Source organism: Streptomyces sp. NPDC012474 (assembly GCF_042955185.1).
GTDB lineage: Bacteria > Actinomycetota > Actinomycetes > Streptomycetales > Streptomycetaceae > Streptomyces > Streptomyces cahuitamycinicus.
This window is the reverse complement of the sequence record NZ_JBIBEP010000004.1, coordinates 297,885-315,124: the sequence shown is the minus strand read 5'-3', so window position 1 is coordinate 315,124 and position 17,240 is coordinate 297,885. Positions and strand designations below refer to the sequence as shown.

Annotated in this window: 14 protein-coding genes and 1 pseudogene; 4 read left to right on the top strand and 11 right to left on the bottom strand. The window is 73.3% G+C overall.

The window, feature by feature from the left end; genetic code table 11:
- Positions 1 to 162: 162 nt before the first annotated feature.
- On the top strand, positions 163 to 2,214 hold the full coding sequence (locus tag ACFY9S_RS12090; RefSeq protein ID WP_391126184.1) for a phosphocholine-specific phospholipase C: 2,052 nt from the start codon (positions 163 to 165) through the stop codon (positions 2,212 to 2,214).
- On the opposite strand, the gene ACFY9S_RS12085 is transcribed toward ACFY9S_RS12090, so the two are convergent.
- Positions 2,204 to 3,169: a hypothetical protein gene (locus tag ACFY9S_RS12085; protein ID WP_391126181.1), complete on the bottom strand. Its 966-nt coding sequence runs from the start codon at positions 3,167 to 3,169 to the stop codon at positions 2,204 to 2,206. The two genes, ACFY9S_RS12090 and ACFY9S_RS12085, sit on opposite strands and share 11 nt — an antisense overlap.
- A gap of 8 nt (positions 3,170 to 3,177) precedes the next feature.
- Positions 3,178 to 3,288: pseudogene (locus ACFY9S_RS12080) on the bottom strand (inositol phosphorylceramide synthase); the annotation flags it as partial.
- Between the two features lie 166 nt (positions 3,289 to 3,454).
- Between ACFY9S_RS12080 and ACFY9S_RS12075 the strand changes: the two are divergent.
- The gene (locus ACFY9S_RS12075; RefSeq protein WP_391126178.1) at positions 3,455 to 4,063 is read left to right on the top strand and encodes a TetR/AcrR family transcriptional regulator C-terminal ligand-binding domain-containing protein; all 609 of its coding nucleotides are present in this window, start codon (positions 3,455 to 3,457) and stop codon (positions 4,061 to 4,063) included.
- A gap of 209 nt (positions 4,064 to 4,272) precedes the next feature.
- On the opposite strand, the gene ACFY9S_RS12070 is transcribed toward ACFY9S_RS12075, so the two are convergent.
- Entirely contained in the window at positions 4,273 to 5,634 is a 1,362-nt protein-coding gene (locus tag ACFY9S_RS12070) for a DUF2510 domain-containing protein (RefSeq protein ID WP_391126175.1), read from the bottom strand.
- Positions 5,635 to 5,965: 331 nt separating this feature from the next.
- Between ACFY9S_RS12070 and ACFY9S_RS12065 the strand changes: the two genes are divergently transcribed.
- A complete protein-coding gene (locus tag ACFY9S_RS12065; RefSeq protein ID WP_391126172.1) occupies positions 5,966 to 8,650 on the top strand; it encodes an AAA family ATPase in 2,685 nt (894 codons plus the stop codon).
- 95 nt (positions 8,651 to 8,745) lie between these two features.
- Here the strand turns inward: ACFY9S_RS12065 and pcaD are convergent, their stop codons facing one another.
- The 7 genes from pcaD to ACFY9S_RS12030 form a co-directional block, all read right to left on the bottom strand.
- Positions 8,746 to 9,864 (bottom strand): 3-oxoadipate enol-lactonase, encoded by a 1,119-nt coding sequence (gene pcaD, locus ACFY9S_RS12060; protein ID WP_391126170.1) that lies wholly within the window; start codon positions 9,862 to 9,864, stop codon positions 8,746 to 8,748.
- Positions 9,861 to 11,153 carry a 3-carboxy-cis,cis-muconate cycloisomerase gene (gene pcaB, locus ACFY9S_RS12055; protein WP_391126167.1) on the bottom strand — a complete coding sequence of 431 codons (1,293 nt, stop codon included), beginning with the start codon at positions 11,151 to 11,153 and terminating at the stop codon, positions 9,861 to 9,863. The genes pcaD and pcaB overlap by 4 nt, the downstream gene beginning before the upstream one ends.
- Positions 11,150 to 11,755, bottom strand: coding sequence for a protocatechuate 3,4-dioxygenase subunit alpha (gene pcaG, locus ACFY9S_RS12050; protein WP_391126164.1), 606 nt, complete (start codon positions 11,753 to 11,755; stop codon positions 11,150 to 11,152). The genes pcaB and pcaG overlap by 4 nt, the downstream gene beginning before the upstream one ends.
- Before the next feature lie 6 nt (positions 11,756 to 11,761).
- Positions 11,762 to 12,535: a protocatechuate 3,4-dioxygenase subunit beta gene (gene pcaH / locus ACFY9S_RS12045; protein ID WP_391126161.1), complete on the bottom strand. Its 774-nt coding sequence runs from the start codon at positions 12,533 to 12,535 to the stop codon at positions 11,762 to 11,764.
- A 139-nt stretch (positions 12,536 to 12,674) separates the two neighbouring features.
- Positions 12,675 to 13,877: an acetyl-CoA C-acyltransferase gene (locus tag ACFY9S_RS12040; RefSeq protein ID WP_391126158.1), complete on the bottom strand. Its 1,203-nt coding sequence runs from the start codon at positions 13,875 to 13,877 to the stop codon at positions 12,675 to 12,677.
- Positions 13,874 to 14,518: a 3-oxoacid CoA-transferase subunit B gene (locus tag ACFY9S_RS12035; protein WP_391126155.1), complete on the bottom strand. Its 645-nt coding sequence runs from the start codon at positions 14,516 to 14,518 to the stop codon at positions 13,874 to 13,876. Before ACFY9S_RS12035 ends, ACFY9S_RS12040 begins: the two co-directional genes overlap by 4 nt.
- Positions 14,518 to 15,273 (bottom strand): 3-oxoacid CoA-transferase subunit A, encoded by a 756-nt coding sequence (locus tag ACFY9S_RS12030; protein WP_391126153.1) that lies wholly within the window; start codon positions 15,271 to 15,273, stop codon positions 14,518 to 14,520. Before ACFY9S_RS12030 ends, ACFY9S_RS12035 begins: the two co-directional genes overlap by 1 nt.
- A 206-nt stretch (positions 15,274 to 15,479) precedes the next feature.
- Here ACFY9S_RS12030 and ACFY9S_RS12025 point away from each other — a divergent pair, with 206 nt between their 5' ends.
- A complete protein-coding gene (locus ACFY9S_RS12025; protein WP_391126151.1) occupies positions 15,480 to 15,944 on the top strand; it encodes a MarR family transcriptional regulator in 465 nt (154 codons plus the stop codon).
- A gap of 22 nt (positions 15,945 to 15,966) precedes the next feature.
- Here the strand turns inward: ACFY9S_RS12025 and ACFY9S_RS12020 are convergent, their stop codons facing one another.
- The gene (locus ACFY9S_RS12020; RefSeq protein ID WP_391126148.1) at positions 15,967 to 16,947 is read right to left on the bottom strand and encodes a DUF3048 domain-containing protein; all 981 of its coding nucleotides are present in this window, start codon (positions 16,945 to 16,947) and stop codon (positions 15,967 to 15,969) included.
- Positions 16,948 to 17,240 lie beyond the last annotated feature (293 nt).

The window sequence follows — 17,240 nt, the reverse complement described above, 5'->3', positions numbered from 1 at the left end:
ACCCTCCCCTGGGAATGCTTCGGCACACCTGGCGTACCGGCGACTTTCACACGAGTGTCACCGGGCCCTTCCTTGTCGTTTGGTGTCCCTGAAACACTCCTTCCGCGCAGGTTCCGTCACGTTCCGGCCATCCAGCACAGCAGGATGAGAGGTCTGTCCTTCATGTCCGAAGTCAACCGGCGCCGCTTCCTCCAACTCGCGGGCGCCACCACGGGCTTCAGTGCGCTGTCCGCCAGCATCCAGCGCGCGGCCGCGCTTCCGGCGAACCATCGCACGGGGTCGATCGAGGACGTCGAGCACATCGTCGTCCTGATGCAGGAGAACCGTTCTTTCGACCACTACTTCGGTGCCCTGAGAGGCGTCCGCGGCTTCGGCGACCCCCGCCCGGTCACCCTCGACAGCGGCAAACCGGTCTGGCACCAGGAGAAGGACGGCAAGGAGACCCTGCCGTTCCACCCGGACGCCGACGACCTCGGCATGCAGTTCCTGGAGGGCCTGCCGCACTCCTGGCCCGACGGGCAGCAGGCCTACAACGGCGGCAAGTACGACCGGTGGGTGCCCGCCAAGGGCACCACGGCCATGGCGTACCTGACCCGCGAGGACATCCCGTTCCACTACGCCCTCGCCGACTCCTTCACCGTCTGCGACGCCTACCACTGCTCGTTCATCGGCTCCACCGACCCGAACCGCTACTACATGTGGTCGGGGTACACCGGCAACGACGGCAGCGGCGGCGGCCCGGTCCTGGACAACGCCGAGCTCGGCTACGGCTGGACGACCTATCCCGAGCGCCTGGAGCAGGCAGGCGTCTCCTGGAAGATCTACCAGGACATCGGCGACGGCCTCGACGCCCGGGGATCCTGGGGCTGGATCGAGGACGCCTACCGCGGCAACTACGGCGACAACTCGCTGCTCTACTTCAACCGGTACCGGGGCGCCGAGCCGGGCGACCCCTGGTACGACAAGGCCCGCACGGGTACGAACGCCAAGGCCGGAGACGGCTACTTCGACCTGCTGCGTGCCGACGTCCAGTCCGGCAAGCTGCCCCGGATCTCCTGGATCGCCGCCCCCGAGGCCTTCTCCGAGCATTCCAACTGGCCGTCGAACTACGGCGCCTGGTACATCGCCCAGGTCCTGGACGCCCTGACCTCCGACCCGGAGGTCTGGTCGAAGACAACCCTGTTCATCACGTACGACGAGAACGACGGCTTCTTCGACCATGTGGTGCCGCCGCTGCCGCCGAAGGACGCCTCCCGCGGCCTGTCCACCGTCGACGTCTCCCTCGACTTCTTCCCGGGCGACGGCAACAGGACGGCCGGCCCGTACGGACTCGGCCCCCGGGTGCCGATGCTGGTCGTCTCGCCGTGGAGCAAGGGCGGCTACGTCTGCTCCGAGACCCTCGACCACACCTCGATCCTGCGGTTCATGGAACGCCGCTTCGGCGTGCGCGAGACCAACATCTCGCCCTGGCGCCGTGCCGTCTGCGGTGATCTGACGGCCGCGTTCGACTTCTCCCGCAAGGACACGCGACCGGCCCCGCTGCCCGGCACCGACGCGTACGAGCCGCAGGACCGCGAGCGCCACCCCGACTACAGGCCGACCCCGCCCGCGGATCCGCGCATGCCCCGCCAGGAGCGCGGCCTGCGCCGCTCCCGGCCGCTGAAGTACGCCCCGCACGTGGACGCCTCGGTCGACGCCGCGGCCGGGAAGCTCACCCTCACCTTCGCCACCGGCGGGAAGGCGGGCGGGGCCTTCCACGTCACCTCCGGCAACCGCGCCGACGGTCCATGGATGTACACCACCGAGGCCGGCAAGACGCTCTCCGACACCTGGAACTCGGCGTACTCCGGGGATTCCTATGACCTGACCGTGCACGGTCCGAACGGCTTCGTGCGGGTCTTCAAGGGCTCGAACACGGCCGCCGGCTGTGAGGTCACCGCGCGCCACACCGGTGACGACATCGAACTGACCTTCACCAACCAGGGCTCCGGAACGGCCCGTCTGAAGCTCGTGAGCGGCTACGGCGGCCGGCCCTCGACCGTCACGGTCCGCCCGGGCACGAGGGTGTGCCGGACCGTCGACCTCGCCGCCGGCCGCCGCTGGTACGACCTGACCGTGACCGCCGAGGGCGACAAGGCGTTCCTGCGGCGGTTCGCCGGTCACGTCGAGAACGGGCGGCCGGGGGTGAGCGACCCGGCGATCATCACCGCGTAGCGGTGAGGTGCCCCGGATCGTGCGGCCGGGGCACCAGCGCCGGTTCGGCCGTGGCCGAGCCGGGTTCCAGAGCCAGGACAGCGGCCACCGGATGGTCGTCGCCGACCGGGTCGGCCCGGTCGGCTCGGTCGGCCGCCGCGGGTGCCGCCCGGCTGAGCAGCACCACGCCCCAGGACGCCAGGCCCGCCCCGGCGAGCGCGAGCAGGATGCCCGCCGGGCCGCCCTGGAGGCGTTCGCCCAGCAGCGACAGGCCGATCACCGCGGCGGCCAGCGGGTTGGTCAGGGTCACCATCGCCAGCGGAGCGCCCAGACCGCCCCGGTACGCCGTCTGCGACAGCAGCAGCCCACCGGCCGCGAAGGCCGCCACGAGCAGTGCCACGCCGACCACCTGGACGCTCAGCACGGGGCCGGTCCGGTCCGTCGCGGCCACGGTCACGGTCTGGGTGAGGGCCGAGGCGACACCGGAGGCCAGCCCGGAGGCGGTCGCGTGCCGCAGCCCGGGACGGGCGCCCGGCCGGGACAGCATCGCGATGAACGCCGCGGTGGCGCCCGCCACCGCGAGCGCCTCGGGAACGCTCAGCACATCGTCCGGCGCCGGACCGGACGCCGTGACCAGGACCGCGCCCAGGCCCAGCAGCGTCAGCGCGGTGCCTCTCCACTCGACCGGGCTCACCCGCCGTCCCGCCAGTCGCGCCCCCATGGGGACCGCCGCGACCAGGGTGAGCGCGCCGAGCGGCTGGACGACGGTCAGCGGGCCGTACCGGAGCGCGACGACGTGCAGCAGCGCGGCCGACGCGTTCAGCCCGACCGACCACCACCAGGCACCGCTGCCGAGCAGCCGCAGCGTGCCGGCACCGGGGGACCGGGACGCGAGCCGCTCCTGGGCGACCGCCGCGCCGGCGTAGGCGACGGCGGAGACGAGGGACAGGGCGACGGCGATCAGGACGGCGTTCACCGGCCGGCGCCGAACGTGTAGACGAGGAAGAGCCCTGCGACGAGCAGGAGCTCCCGGACGAGCGGCGGTCGCGCTATCGCGTCGGACCCCGCCCGCACAGGCTCGGTGCGGGCATTCATCCCCCGGCCCCTTCGGTGACGGTGGCGCTGTTATCGGTACGAGAGCGTACCGATACGGCAGTGTACCGATACGGGCTCGTACCGGTACACTGCCGTATCGATAGACGTACGACACACCCCCGGCCGGGAATTTTCCGGCCGCCGACGAAAGCCAGGAGCACCGCCCATGACGTCGCAGGCCGCGGACCGGCCCGAGCCGTCCGGTGTCACGCGCCGCTCCAAGATCACGCCCGAGCGTGAGCAGGAGTTCTACGACGCCGTGCTGGAGCAACTGGGCGAGTGCGGCTACGACTCCGTCACCATGGAGGGCATCGCCGCCAGCACGCGGTGCAGCAAGTCCACGCTCTACCGCCAGTGGCAGACCAAGCCGCGGTTCGTGGCGGCGGCGCTGCGCTCCCACCGGCGCACGCGCTGCATCGACACCGGCTCACTCGCCGAGGACCTGCGGGAGGCGGCCCGGGCGGCCGGTGAGCTGTCGGGCCGGGACACCAAGCTGCTCCAGGCGCTCGCCCATGCCGCCGGCCAGGATCCGGAGTTGCAGTGTGCGTTGCGCGAGGCGCTGGTCGAGCCCGAGATCGCCGCGCTGAAGGAGATCATTCGCCGTGGGGTCGAACGCGGCGAGGTGCCGGCCGACCATCCGGCGCTGGAGTACATCCCGGCACAGTTGCTGGGCGTCCTGCGGGTGCGGCCCGTTCTGGAGGGCGAGTGGGCCGACCCGGACTATCTGGTCCGGTTCGTGGAGGCCGCCGTGCTGCCGGCGCTGGGCCTGACCTGAGACCCGGGCCGCCGTCCACCGGATGACCGGACGGTGACCCGACCGCGCCGACCCGTGGGGACGGGGGCGGCGCGCACCCCCGGCCGGGTGGGGTTCCCCTGTGAGCGGCAGGGGCGCCCCACCCGGCCGACCGGTGTGCGGGTGTCCGTCCCGGCCGGCGGGGGCGCTTCCAGCCGGCCGCCCGGTTGCGGCGTGTGCGTCCGTCCTGGTCAGACGTCCTGACCGTTGCCGCTGCCCGTCGCCGCCTCGATGCCCTTGGTGATCTCGTCGAGCACGGTCTCCTGCTGGCCCGCGTCGACGCCGAACCGGACGACGACCATCTGCTTCGCGTTCGCGGGGGAGGGGAATGCCAGCGACTCCACGATGCCGTCGGCGCCCTTGCTCGTGACGGCCTTCCAGCGGACCAGGTAGCCCTTCTGCCCGGCCACGGTCACGGCCTTGGAGACCAGCACGTCGTGGGAGGTGATCCCGCCGTAGGACTTGCCGCCGTAGGACTCCTCGGCGTTCCGCGCGATGTCCGCTTTGGCGATCTCCTCGGCGGTGTCGCCCTTGGTGCCGAGGGCGAGGGCCGGTGCGGAGTAGGCGCCGCCCTTGGTGCAGGTCGAGGAGGTGTCGCCGGGGCACTTGTAGGAGTCGTCGGACGTCACCTGCGCGCCGACCTGGGCCTCCTGGCCGTACCAGCCCTTCGGTATCGGCAGGCTGATCCCGCTGATCGCGTCGGTCACCGACCCACTCCTGATCTTCGGCGGCTGGGACTGCTCGGGCCCCGGACTCTGCCCACCGGATCCGCCGTCGCCACCGGATCCGCCGTCGCCACCGGAGCCCCCGGACCCGCCCGGTCCGCCGAACGGCCCGCCCTGGCCCCCGGGCGCACCCGGCCCGCCGGGCTGCCCCTGCGACGTGGGCGAGCCGCCCCCGCCGTCGTCCGTCAGGGCGTACACGCCCACGCCGATGCTGGTGAGCACGACCACGGCCGCAGCGACGGCGGCGCCTATGCGCAGCCGCCGCCCCCGGCCGCCCGGAGGTGCGGCGGGATAGGCGGGGTAGGCGGGATACCCGGCAGCCCCCGGATACGCGCCGCTCGCCGGCTGGCCGGCGGTGCCTGGATACCCGGCGGCGCTTGGGTAGCCGGCGGCGTCCGGGTACCCGGCGGCGCCTGTATGTCCGACGGCTTCCGAGCCCTGGACGCCCTCGGGCCGCCCGGTGACGTCCGGGCCCGCGGGGCCGGTCGGCTGCCCGGCGGTCGGCCCCTCGGCGGCGGTCGGCCCCTCGGGGTCCGCCTGGGCCCCGGCTCCCGTTCCGCTCCCGGTCGGCTCTCCGGCTCCCGGCGTTCCGCTCCCGGTCGGCTCTCCGGCTTCCGGTGTCCCGACCCCGTCCGGCGCCTCGGCGGCGGCAGCGGGCCCGCCTGCCGGCCCGCCCGCCGGCCCGGCCGCGGGACCCCAGGTCGCGGACGGCTGTACCGGGCGGACACGGTCCGTCCAGGTCTTGCCGTCCCACCAGCGCACGGTGGCGGGCCCGTCACTTGTCTGTCCGGGGTCGGGGTACCACCCGGGAGGAGTCTCCTGCGTCATGCCCCCACCGTATGAGGCGTCGGTGAAAGAGGCATGAGAGGACCCGGAACCGGATGTTCCCGGGGGTGGTCGCCCCGGGGCCGCGACGGCCCGGCGGCGAGCGGCGAAGCAGCAGCGGACGCGCGTCCCACGACCGTTGAGGGAACGTCACCTGCCGTGCATGCACCTGCCGTTGACCTCGATGCGGCTGGTGACGGGCCAGGCGCGTCGCCCGGCCGCACCCGGTGTCACCCGTCACGGCAAGAGGTGCCCCGACCACCCTCCACTCGGGCAATCGGACGGCTACGCTCGACGTCAGTACGTCGTTCGGGCGACTTGGGGAGGTAGCGGGATGACGGAGGTACGGCCCACGGCCGCCGCCTCGGCTTCCCTGTGGGAGCGCGACGAGGAGGTCGCCGCCGTCACGCGGGCGGTCGAGATCCTGTGCACGGACCGTTCCTCGCCCGGCGGACTGCTGGTCTTCCGCGCCGAGGCCGGACTCGGCAAGACCGCGCTGCTGGCCGAGACCCGCCGCATCGCCGAGGCCCGCGGCTGCACGGTCTGGTCGGCACGCGGCGGCGAGACCCTCAGGTCGGTCCCCTTCAACGTGGTACGGCAACTGCTGCAGCCGGCCCTGGTGTCGATGCTGCCGGAGGAGGCCCGCGAGTACCTCGGCGACTGGTACGACATCGCAGGCCCCGCCCTCGGCATCGCGGAACCCGGCGACCGGCAGGCCGACCCGCAGGGCGTGTGCGACGGCCTGGTCGCGGCCGTGCGCCGGCTCGCCCGCCGGGACTGGCCGCTGGTGCTGCTGATCGACGACGCGCACTGGGCGGACCAGGAGACCCTGCACTGGCTCGCCGGGCTCGCCGAGCGCATCGACGAGACGTCCGTCCTGGTCGTCGTCACCCGCCGCCCCGAGGAGGTCTCCGGCGCGAGTGCCCGCCACCTCGACACCGTCGCAGCCGCCGCGGACGGCCCCGTGACGACGCTGAGCGCCCTCACCCCGGACGCCACGGCCGGGCTCACCCGCGCCTCCCTGGGAGAACACGCCGACGCCGCGTTCTGCCGCGAGGTCTGGGCCGTCACCGCCGGCAACCCCTACGAGACCGTCGAGCTCCTCGCCAGGGTGCGGGACAGCGAACTCGAACCGGTCGAGGCCCGGGCCGGTGAACTGCGCGAACTGAACCGCTCGGCCCGCGGCGGCGGCCTCGTCGCCCGCCTGGAGCAACTCGGCATCGACGCCACCCGGTTCGCTTGGGCCGCCGCCATCCTCGGCACCGGCATCTCCACCGGCCTGGTCGCCAAGCTCGCCACCCTGCGCCCGGACGACGCCCGCCGCTGCGCAGACCTGCTGCGCACCGCCCGCATCCTCACCGCGCCCGATCCGGCGACCGGCCGCAGCGCCTCCGGCGACCTGGAGTTCGTCCACCCGCTGATCGCGTCCGCCGTCTACAACTCCATCCCCGACGCCCTGCGTACCGCCATGCACGGGATCGCCGCCCGGATCGTCGCCGACGAGGGACACGGAGCCGCGGCCGCCGCCCGGCACCTCCTGGAGGTCCACCCGGACGACGACGAGGAACTCGTCGGGCAACTGCGCGAGGCCGCCCGCGAGCACCTCGCCGTCGGCGCCCCCGACGCCGCCCGCCGCTGCCTGGAGCGCGCCCTGGAGGAACCGCCCCGGCCCGAGTCGCACCCGCAGGTGCTGTACGAACTGGCCGAGGCCACCTTCCTCACCGCGCCCGCCCGCACCATCGGCCATCTGCGGACCGCGCTCGCCATGCCCGGCCTGCAAGGCGGCCGGCGGGTCGACGCCGTCTTCCGGCTCTCCCAGGCGCTGCTCCACAACGACCAGCTGGAGGAGGCCGTCCGCACGGTCGAGGTGGAGGCCGCCCGGCTCCAGCCGGGCCCCGACCGGATGCGGTTGCAGGCCGCGCAGTTCATGTGGGAGGGGCTGCACGCCGGTGAGGCCGCCTCACCCGGCCGCTCCCGGCGGCTCGCCGACCTCGCCCGCCCCTGCACCGGCCGGGACAACTCCGAACGGGCCCTGCTCATCCTGCGCGGCTTCGACGCCTTGATGCACGGCGAGAACGCCGAGGAGATCGCCGAGCTGTGCGACCGCGCCCTCGTCAACGGCCGCCTCGCCCCCGGACTCGGCTGGACCGACACCGAGTGGGGCATCGAACTGCTGCTGATGCTGGCCAACGCGTACGGCTTCACCGACCGCCTCGACCGCGCCGAGACCCTCTACAACGAAGCGCTGCGTTCCTACGAGACCGCCGGCTGGAGCGGTGGCCACCTCGCCCTGGCCCACGCCTACGTCGGGATCGGCCACCGCAGGCGGGGCCGTCTGAAGGAGGCGGAGGCGTCCCTGCGCGAGGCGCTGCGCCTCGCCGAGCGCGTCGGCCGCGGCCTGCCCCTGTACTGGTCGGCGACGTGCAGCCTCGTCGACACCCTGCTCGCCCGCGGCCATGTCGAGCAGGCCTGGGACGTCGCCGAACAGCACGGCTTCGCCCCGCCCTATCCGTCGACCATCGTCCTGCCCGATCCCCGTTCGGTGCGCGGCCGGCTGCTGCTGGCCGTCGGCCGCACCAAGGACGGCATCAACGAACTGGAGGCCGCGGAGAAGGCTGCGGCGGCCCGCGGCCACCACAACCCGGTGCTCGTCCCCTGGGCGGCCGACCTCGCCCGCGCCCTCAGCACCGAGGACCCGGCCCGCGCCGCCCGGCTCGCCGTAGACGTCCGTCGCCAAGCGGAGCGCTTCGGTACGGACACGGCGATAGGAGAGGCCCTGCGCTGCGCCGCCGACCTGGAGACCGGCCAGCGGGCGGTCCGGCTCTACGCCCAGGCGGTCACGTACCTGGAGGCCTCGCCCTGCCAGTACGAACACGCGGCGGCCCGCATCGAACTCGGCATCGCCGCCCGCTCGACGGCCGACCTGCGCCGCGGCCTGGACCTGGCGGTCTCCTGCGGGGCCGACGGGCTGGCGGACCGGGCGCGCGCCGCGCTCCAGGCCGGTGTCGGCCCGGCCTAGCCCGGACACGGACCTGCGGCGAACCTCTCAGCGAAGGCGCGAGTGCGCGGAGGCGGCATGACGGCCAGGGCCCGACATGGCGCCCCCGCCTGGGTTCAAGCGGTGCCCTCCTCCTCCGCCAGTACCCGCTGGGCCGTCGCGAACGCCGAGTTCGCGGCCGGCACTCCGCAGTACACCGCCGTCTGGAGCAGCACCGCGCCGATCTCCTCCGGGGTGAGGCCGTTTCGGCGGGCCGCGCGGACGTGCATGGCCAGTTCGTCGTAGTGGCCGTGGGCGACCAGGGCGGTGAGGGTGATCATGCTGCGCTCGCGGCGCGAGAGGGTCGGGTCGGTCCAGATCTCGCCCCAGGCGTAGCGTGAGATGAAGTCCTGGAAGCGGGCCGTGAACGGAGTCTGCCGGTCCTGCGCCCGGTCGACGTGGGCGTCGCCGAGCACCTCGCGCCGTACCGCCATCCCCGGGAGTGCCCCCTGGCCGAGGTGGGCGCGCAGGGCGGTCAGCACCGCCTCCGGGCACTGCGCGGGCGCCAGGTGCGAGGCGCCCGGCAGCTCCACGAGCGTCGCGCCCGGCACGGCGTCGGCGATCTCCCGCAGATGCGCGGGCGGCGTCGCGGGATCCTCGCGGCCGGCGATCAGCAGGGCCGGTACGGCGATCTCCGCGAGCCGGTCCCGCAGGTCGAACGCGGCGAGTGCGTCACAGCAGGCGGCGTAAGCCTCGGGATCGGCGTCCCGGTGGTCCCGGAGCAGGCGCGGCACACTGAAGCCGTCGGCGAACCAGCGTGCGCCCGCGTTCTCCGCCAGTCCGGCCAGCCCCTCCCTCCGCACCAGCGCGGCCCGTTCCTCCCACGGCGTGGAACCGTTGAAGTGCGCCGACGAGCAGATCACGGCCAGTGACGACAGCCGTTGCGGATGGTGCACCGCGAGATGCAGCCCCACGGCCCCGCCCAGTGACACGCCCGCGTACGCGAACCGCTCGATGCCGAGCGAATCGGCGAGCGCCAGCACCAGCCCGGCGAGGTCGCCGACCGTCGCGCCCGCCCCGATGAGGCCGGCGGCCGAACCGCCGTGCCCCGGCAGGTCCCAGCGGACCACCCGGTGGCCGGCCGACAGCTCGGGCGCCACCTCGTCCCACAGGGCGTACGAGGTGCCGAGCGAGGGGCCGAGCAGCAGCGGAGGAGCGGAGGAGGGTCCTTCGGCACGATGGTTCAGGAGTGTCAACGTCGCTCCAGGGCGCGGTCGGTGAGGGCCCCGGCGGAGCCCGTGTACTGGGTCGGATCGAGGTCGACGTCCGCGAGCTCCGGTGCCTCGGCGAGCGGGCGCCCCTCCGCGGCCAGCCGCGTGAGGAGTTCCTTGGCGCGGGTGCGGCCCAGCACCGGGGCCAGTTCGGCGGACAGCCGCTCGGAGACGATCAACCCGTTGGTGACGTCCAGGTGTTCGCGCATGACCCCGGGCCTGACCCGCAGTCCCTCCGCCAGCTCGGCGGCGTCCCGGGCGGCCCCGCCGACCAGCCGCAGCAGGTCCCGCAGCGGCTCCCACTCGGCGTGCCAGGCCCCCGCCGGACGCTCGTCCTCGGCGGCCATGGCCCCGTACAGCGTGGCCGCGAGCTGCGGTGCCCGCCGCGCGGCGGAGGCGATCAGGGTGGACCGTACGGGATTGGACTTGTGCGGCATGGCGGACGAACCCCCGCCGCTGCCCTCCACGACCTCGGCGATCTCGGTCCGCGACAGGGTGAGGACGTCCACCGCGACCTTGCCGAGCGCGCCGGCGGCGAAGGCCAGGCATGCGGCGAGGTCACCGATCGGCGTCCGCAGGGTGTGCCAGGGCAGATCGGGCGCCCGCAGCCCGAGTTCCCGGGCGTACGCCTCCGGCAGCCCGGCCGGGTCGCTAGCGCCGTACGCGCCGAAGGCCGCCAGCGTCCCGGCCGCACCGCCGAGTTGGGCCGGCAACGACTCCCGGACGGCTTTCACCCGGTCCCGCGAGTCCAGCACCAGGGACCGCCACCCGGCCGCCTTCAGCCCGAACGTGGTCGGTACGGCGTGCTGGGTGAGGGTCCGTCCCGGCATCGCGGTGTCGCGATGCTCGGCGGCCAGCCGGGCGAGGGCCTGCTCGGTACGGCCGAGGTCGGCGAGGACCAGGCCGAGGGTCCGTGAGGCGACCAGCATCGTCGCCGTGTCCACGATGTCCTGGCTGGTCGCGCCCCGGTGGACGTAGGGGCCGTAGGTCTCGCCCACGGCTTCCGTCAGATCCGTGACCAGGGGGATGACGGGATTGCCGCCCGTGCGGGCCCGCCCGGCGAGGGAGACCGCGTCGAAGGCGCCACCGGCCGCCTCGGTCACCGCCGTCGCCGCCTCGGCCGGGGCGAGCCCCGAGGCGGCCTGCGCGCGGGTCAGCGCGGCCTCCGCGTCCAGCAGCGCCCGCAGATACGCGTGGTCGCCCGTGGCCGCCGCGGCCGCCGAACCGGCCCACCCGGGGGCCAGCAGTCCGGTGTCGCCTGAGGGAGATGTCACTGGAACTCCAGGAAGACCGTCTCGCCCTCACCCTGAAGGCGGATGTCGAAACGGTACGTGCCGTCCCCCTCCGCAGCGGCGATCAGCGTGTCGCGGCGGGCGTCCGCCAGCCCGGCCAGCAGCGGATCGGCGGCGAGCGCCGCCGCGTCGCCCGGCAGGTAGATCCGGGTGTACAGGTGCACGAGCAGCCCGCGCGCGAACACGCACACGCTCAGGTACGGGGCGTTGCGCCCGCGGGCGCCGGGCCGCAGCGTCCGCGCGTACCAGTGACCGCTCGCGTCGGTCTGGATCCGTCCCCAGCCCGTGAACTCCACGCCGTCGCGCCCGAGGAAGCCGCCCGAGGCCGGGTCGCGCCGCATCGAGCCGTCGGCCGTCGGCAGGTTGCCGTCGGGGTCCGGGCCCCACAGCTCGATCAGGGCGTCGGGCAGGGGTGTGCCCTCGCCGTCGGTGACGCAGCCGTGCACGGTGACGGTGTCCGGGTGCCCGACGGGGGCGATGTCCTCGCCGCCGCGGAAAGGCAGGGCGTGGCCGTAGAACGGGCCGACGGTGTGCGAGGGGGTGGGCAGCACACTGTCCGGCCGGCTGGTGTCGATCCTCGTCATGACTGGTCAGCGCCCTTCTTCGATCCAGGTGGCCTGCGGGCCGTCCAGCACGATGTCCCAGTGGTAACCCATCGAGAACTCCGGTACCGACAGGCTGTGGTCGTACGTCGCGACCAGCCGCTGCCGGGCCGCGTCGTCCGTCACGGACTGGATGATCGGGTCGTAGGGGAACAGCGGGTCGCTCGGGAAGTACATCTGCGTCACGAGCCGCTGGGTGAACGCCGTGCCGAACAGCGAGAAGTGGATGTGCGCCGGCCGCCAGGCGTTGACGTGCTGGCGCCACGGGTACGGCCCCGGCTGGACGGTGGTGAACCGGTACCGGCCGTCGTCGTCGGTGAGCGTGCGGCCCACACCGGTGAAGTTGGGGTCCAGCGGGGCGTCGTGCTGCTCGCGCCGGTGGGCGTAGCGGCCCGCCGAGTTGGCCTGCCAGATCTCCACGAGCTGGCCGCGGACCGGGCGGCCGTCGCGGTCCAGGAGCCGTCCGGAGACGGTGATGCGCTCACCGATCGGCTCTCCGGCGTGCTGCCGGGTGAGGTCGTTGTCGATCTCGGTGATGTCCCGCTCCCCGAAGGCGGGGGAGAACAGCTCCACCAGCTCGGGGTCCTTGCTGACGTCGATCGTGACCGGCGGCTGCTTGGGGTGCCGGAGCACCGATGACCGGTAGGGCGCGTAGTCACGCCGGGGCTGGTGCTCGACGGGCCCTCCGTCGGCGAGCCGCTTCTCGTACGCGGCGTGCTTGGCCGCGATCTCCTGGTCGATGTCGTGCTGCGTGAGAGTCATGGGGGTCCCTGAAAGGTTCTTCCGGTTGTCATCGGCAGAGGGAGGGGCGTGGCCGAAGGATCGCGGGGCTGGATCGATATGCGGCTCCGCCGCGCGGGCGCGCGGCCAGCCACGAACGGCCCGCAGCCGCGCGGATCGCTCAGCGTTCCAGAACGAGAGCGAGCCCTTGCCCCACCCCGATGCACAGCGTGGCGACACCGACTCCGCGGCCCCGCCGGGCCAGCTGATGGGCCACCGTCCCGGCCAGCCGTGCCCCGGACGCCCCCAGAGGATGACCGAGGGCGATCGCACCGCCCTGCGCATTGAGGATCGCGGGATCGAACTCGGGCCACTCGGCCACACATCCGAGCACCTGCGCGGCGAACGCCTCGTTCAGCTCCAGCACGGACAGGTCGCCGAACCCCTTGCCCGCCTTGGCCAGCGCCCGGTTGACCGCCTCCACGGGCGCCAGCCCGAAGTAGTGCGGGTCGGTCGCGGAGACACCCGTGGCACGGACACGGGCGAGCGGCTCGCGGCCCGTCGCCCTCAACCCCTCGTCGTCGACGAGCAGCAGCGCCGCCGCGCCGTCGTTCAGGGGCGAGGCGTTGCCCGCCGTCACCGTGCCGCCGTCCGTGCGGAACGACGGTTTCAGCCTGGCCATCGCCGCCAGGGAGGCATCCGGGCGGACGCTCTCGTCCGCGGCGAGGACCACGGGCTCGCCCCTGCGCTGCGGAATCGCCACGGGCGCCAGCTCGCCGTCGAACAGGCCCTCGGCCTGCGCCCGCGCCGCCTTCTGGTGGCTGCGCAGGGCGAACTCGTCCTGCTGCTCCCGGCCGATCTTGTGCTTGTCCGCGATGAGTTCGGCCGACTCGCCCAGCGGGATCGTCCACTGCGGCTCCATGCGCGGGTTGACCATCCGCCAGCCGAGCGTCGTCGAGTACAGCTCGGTGTGCCCGGCCGGGAAGGGCTTGTCGCTCTTGGGCAGGACGTACGGCGCCCGGGTCATGGACTCGACACCGCCGGCCAGGGCGATGGACGCGTCGCCGAGCGCGATGGCCCGGGCCGCCTGGATCACGGCCTCCAGGCCGGACGCGCACAGCCGGTTGACCGTCACGCCCGGCACGGACGTGGGCAGGCCGGCGAGCAGCGCGGCCATCCGGCCGACGTTGCGGTTCTCCTCGCCGGCCCCGTTGGCGTTGCCGAAGTACACGTCCTCGACCCGGGCCGGGTCCAGCTCCGGCGTGCGGCCGAGGAGTTCGCGGATGGCGTGCGCGGCCAGGTCGTCCGGGCGTACGCCCGCGAGGCCGCCGTTGTAGCGGCCGATCGGCGTGCGGACCGCGTCGACGATGTAGACGTCCTTCACTTCAGGTCCTCCGGCACGGTCAGTTCGGCGTCGGTCCGGGTGACGATCTCCTCGGCGGTCACACCCGGCGCGGTCTCGACCAGGACGAGCCCGGCGTCGGTGACGTCGAGGACGCCCAGGTCGGTGATGATCCGGTTCACGCACCCCTTGCCGGTCAGCGGCAGCGCGCACTCGGTGAGGATCTTGGGGGAGCCGTCCTTGGCGGTGTGCGTCATCACCACGATGACCGTGCGGGCGCCGTGCACCAGGTCCATCGCCCCGCCGATCCCGGTGATCAGCTTGCCGGGGACGGCCCAGTTGGCCAGGTCGCCCCGCTCGGAGACCTGCATGGCACCGAGCACGGCGACGTCGATGTGCCCGCCCCGGATCATCGAGAACGACAGCGCCGAGTCGAAGTAGGAGGCGCCCGGCAGTACCGTCACCGTCTCCTTGCCCGCGTTGATCAGGTCCGGGTCGACTTCGTCCTCGGTGGGGTAGGGGCCGGTGCCCAGGATGCCGTTCTCCGATTCGAGGACGACTTCGACACCGTCGGGCAGGTGGTTCGGGATCAGCGTCGGCAGGCCGATGCCGAGATTGACGTACTGGCCGTCCCGCAGCTCCCGCGCCGCCCGTGCGGCCATCTCCGCGCGCGTCCAGGCCATCAGGACCTCACCGTCCGCTGCTCGATCTTCTTGTCCGTCGCCTGCCGCGGGGTGAGCGCGAGCACCCGCTGGACGAAGACACCCGGCACGTGCACCGCGTCCGGGTCGATCTCGCCGGGCTCCACCAGCTCCTCCACCTCGGCGACCGTGATCCGCCCGGCCATCGCGGCCGGCGGGTTGAAGTTCCGGGAGGACTTGTTGAAGACGAGGTTGCCGTGCCGGTCGCCCTTGGCGGCCCGGACCAGGGCGAAGTCGGTGCGGATGCCCCGCTCCAGCACGAACTCGGTGCCGTCGAACTCCCTGACCTCCTTCGGCGGCGAGGCGAGCGCGACCCCGCCCGCACCGTCGTAGCGCCAGGGCAGCCCGCCGTCGGCCACCTGGGTGCCCACGCCGGCCGGGGTGTAGAAGGCCGGGATCCCGGCGCCGCCGGCCCGCAGCCGCTCGGCCAGCGTGCCCTGCGGAATCAGCTCGACCTCCAGCTCGCCGGCCAGGTACTGCCGGGCGAACTCCTTGTTGGCGCCGATGTAGGAGCCGGTGACCCGGGCGATCCGGCCGGCGGCCAGCAGCACCGCGAGGCCCGACTCCATCGCCCCGCAGTTGTTGGAGACCACCGACAGCCCGGCCACGCCGCGCTCGAACAACGCCCCGATCAAAACGTTCGGCACACCGCTCAGACCGAAACCGCCCACCGCGAGCGACGCGCCGTCCGGCACGTCGGCCACCGCCTCCAGGGCCGTGGCGACCACCTTGTCCATCCGAGGAGCCCCATCTCTTCCGAGCGACCCGACCAGATTAATCAGGGCACTGAGTATTTCCGCGAACGGTTCCTCACGCTGCCATCGGGGCCGTAGGGCGTCAAGACCTCGACAGATACTCCTGTGATCCTCCGTGCAAGCGGGAGACAGCGTCCCGCGGTGTGCGTATTGTTCAGTGCACCGATTAAATCGACCGAGGGGTGCACATGGCGGCCGCGGACCTCACCACCCACCCCGGGCACCTGGCCCGGCGGCTCCAGCAGGCGCACTACCTGTTGTGGAACGCGATGGTCTCCGAGGAGATCACCTCGCCCCAGTTCGCGGTCCTGAACACCCTCGTCGCCGAGCCCGGCCTGGACCAGCGCACCGTGGGGGAGCGGGTGGGGCTCGACCGGTCCACCATCGCCGAGGTGATCAGCCGGCTCAGTCGGCGCGGGCTGCTCGACAAGGTCCGCGACCCCCAGGACGGCCGCCGCTCCCTGCTGCACCTCACCGGCGAGGGGGAGCGCACGCACCGCAGGCTGACCGTGCGCACCGCCCGGATGAACCAGGTGTTCCTCGCCCCGCTGACCGCCGACGAGCGGACGGTGTTCTTCGATCTCATCCGGCGGGTCGCGGACGCGGCCGAGGGGCTCCGCAATCCCGAGGAGCCCCTGGCGGCGCCCCGCTGACGGACGCGGCCCGAGCGGGCCGTCAGGGCGCCTCGGAGTACACCACCCACACCTGGCCCTTCGCGAAGTTCACCGGAGTGCCGTCGCGGGTGGTGAAGGAGGTGCCGTCCGTGGCCTTCTCCCGCTTCCAGTTCACGTCCCAGGCCCGCCCGTCGCGCAGCACCGTCGCCTTGCCCGAGCCGACCGTCTCGGTGTACGGCGTGTTGTTGCCGAGGAAGTCCCCGAAGTCGGACTCGCGCACTTTCACGTGCTGCACGACGACCGTCGCGGCCGTCATCCGTTCCCCGCCGGCCGTCGTCGCGGGAGTGCCGTCCATGCCCACCAGCCACCGGTCGCGGGAGTCCGACCAGGTGAAGGTGAAACGCGCCGCCGGGTAGCGCACCGCCCGGGATTCCGTCGCCGTGCCTCCTTCGGGCGCCGGGCCGTAGCGGAAACCGGTGGTCAGGGCGGCCTGGCCGGGAGCGTCGGGCACGATCCGTCCGGGCCGCAGGTAGAGGTTGTGCGGGGCGCTCTTGCCGGAGCCGCGGAAGAAGGCGTCGGCGGCGTTGCCGGGTGTCTGCGCCCGCAGCGGCGCCTTGTCGATCAGTGGCAGGAGCTTCGTCTGCGCGCCGGAGAAGGCGAGCGTGGGGCGGTCGAACTGGCGCAGCAGTTCCAGATCCGACTCACGTGCGCTGCGCACCGGCCCGACCGTCTCCGGCAACCGGGTTGCGTACACCGCCATCAGCCGGCTCAGCCCGCCCTCGACCTGCTCGGCGTAGACCACGTCCGCGGCGTCGACGCCCGTGTGCGGACGGGCCGCGGCGGCGTTGTCGATCTTGACGGCGAGGGCGGAGGGGCCGGCCGCCGAGGGGGATGTCCCGCGCTTCGAGTCCTCCGGTGAGCCCCGTCCGTCGTCGCGCGGTCCGCCCCCGCTCGTGCAGCCCGCCGCCAGGGCGGCCGTCACCGTGGCGGCCAGCAGCGCCACCGTCGTCGCGGCGCGTCGTCCGCGCGCTCCTCGTCCCATGCCCACCGTCGCCACCGCGCCTTATGTCATCGATCTGCCTTGATTGTGCGCTTATCTGAACATCAATGGCCATAGTCGATCGTTCTTGGCGGTGAAGTGTCTCGGCGGCGTCCGTCGATCGGCTCAAGGTTCAGCGCGGGCGATCGGGTCGAGATTCGGCGCGGGCGATCGGGTCAAAGGTCAGCGCGGGCGATCGGCTCAGGCTCGGCGCGGGCGATCGCTCAAGGTTCAGCGCGGGGCGTCCGGGTACCCGGGCCACGCCGTACGACCGACGCGCACGCTGACGGAGGGAG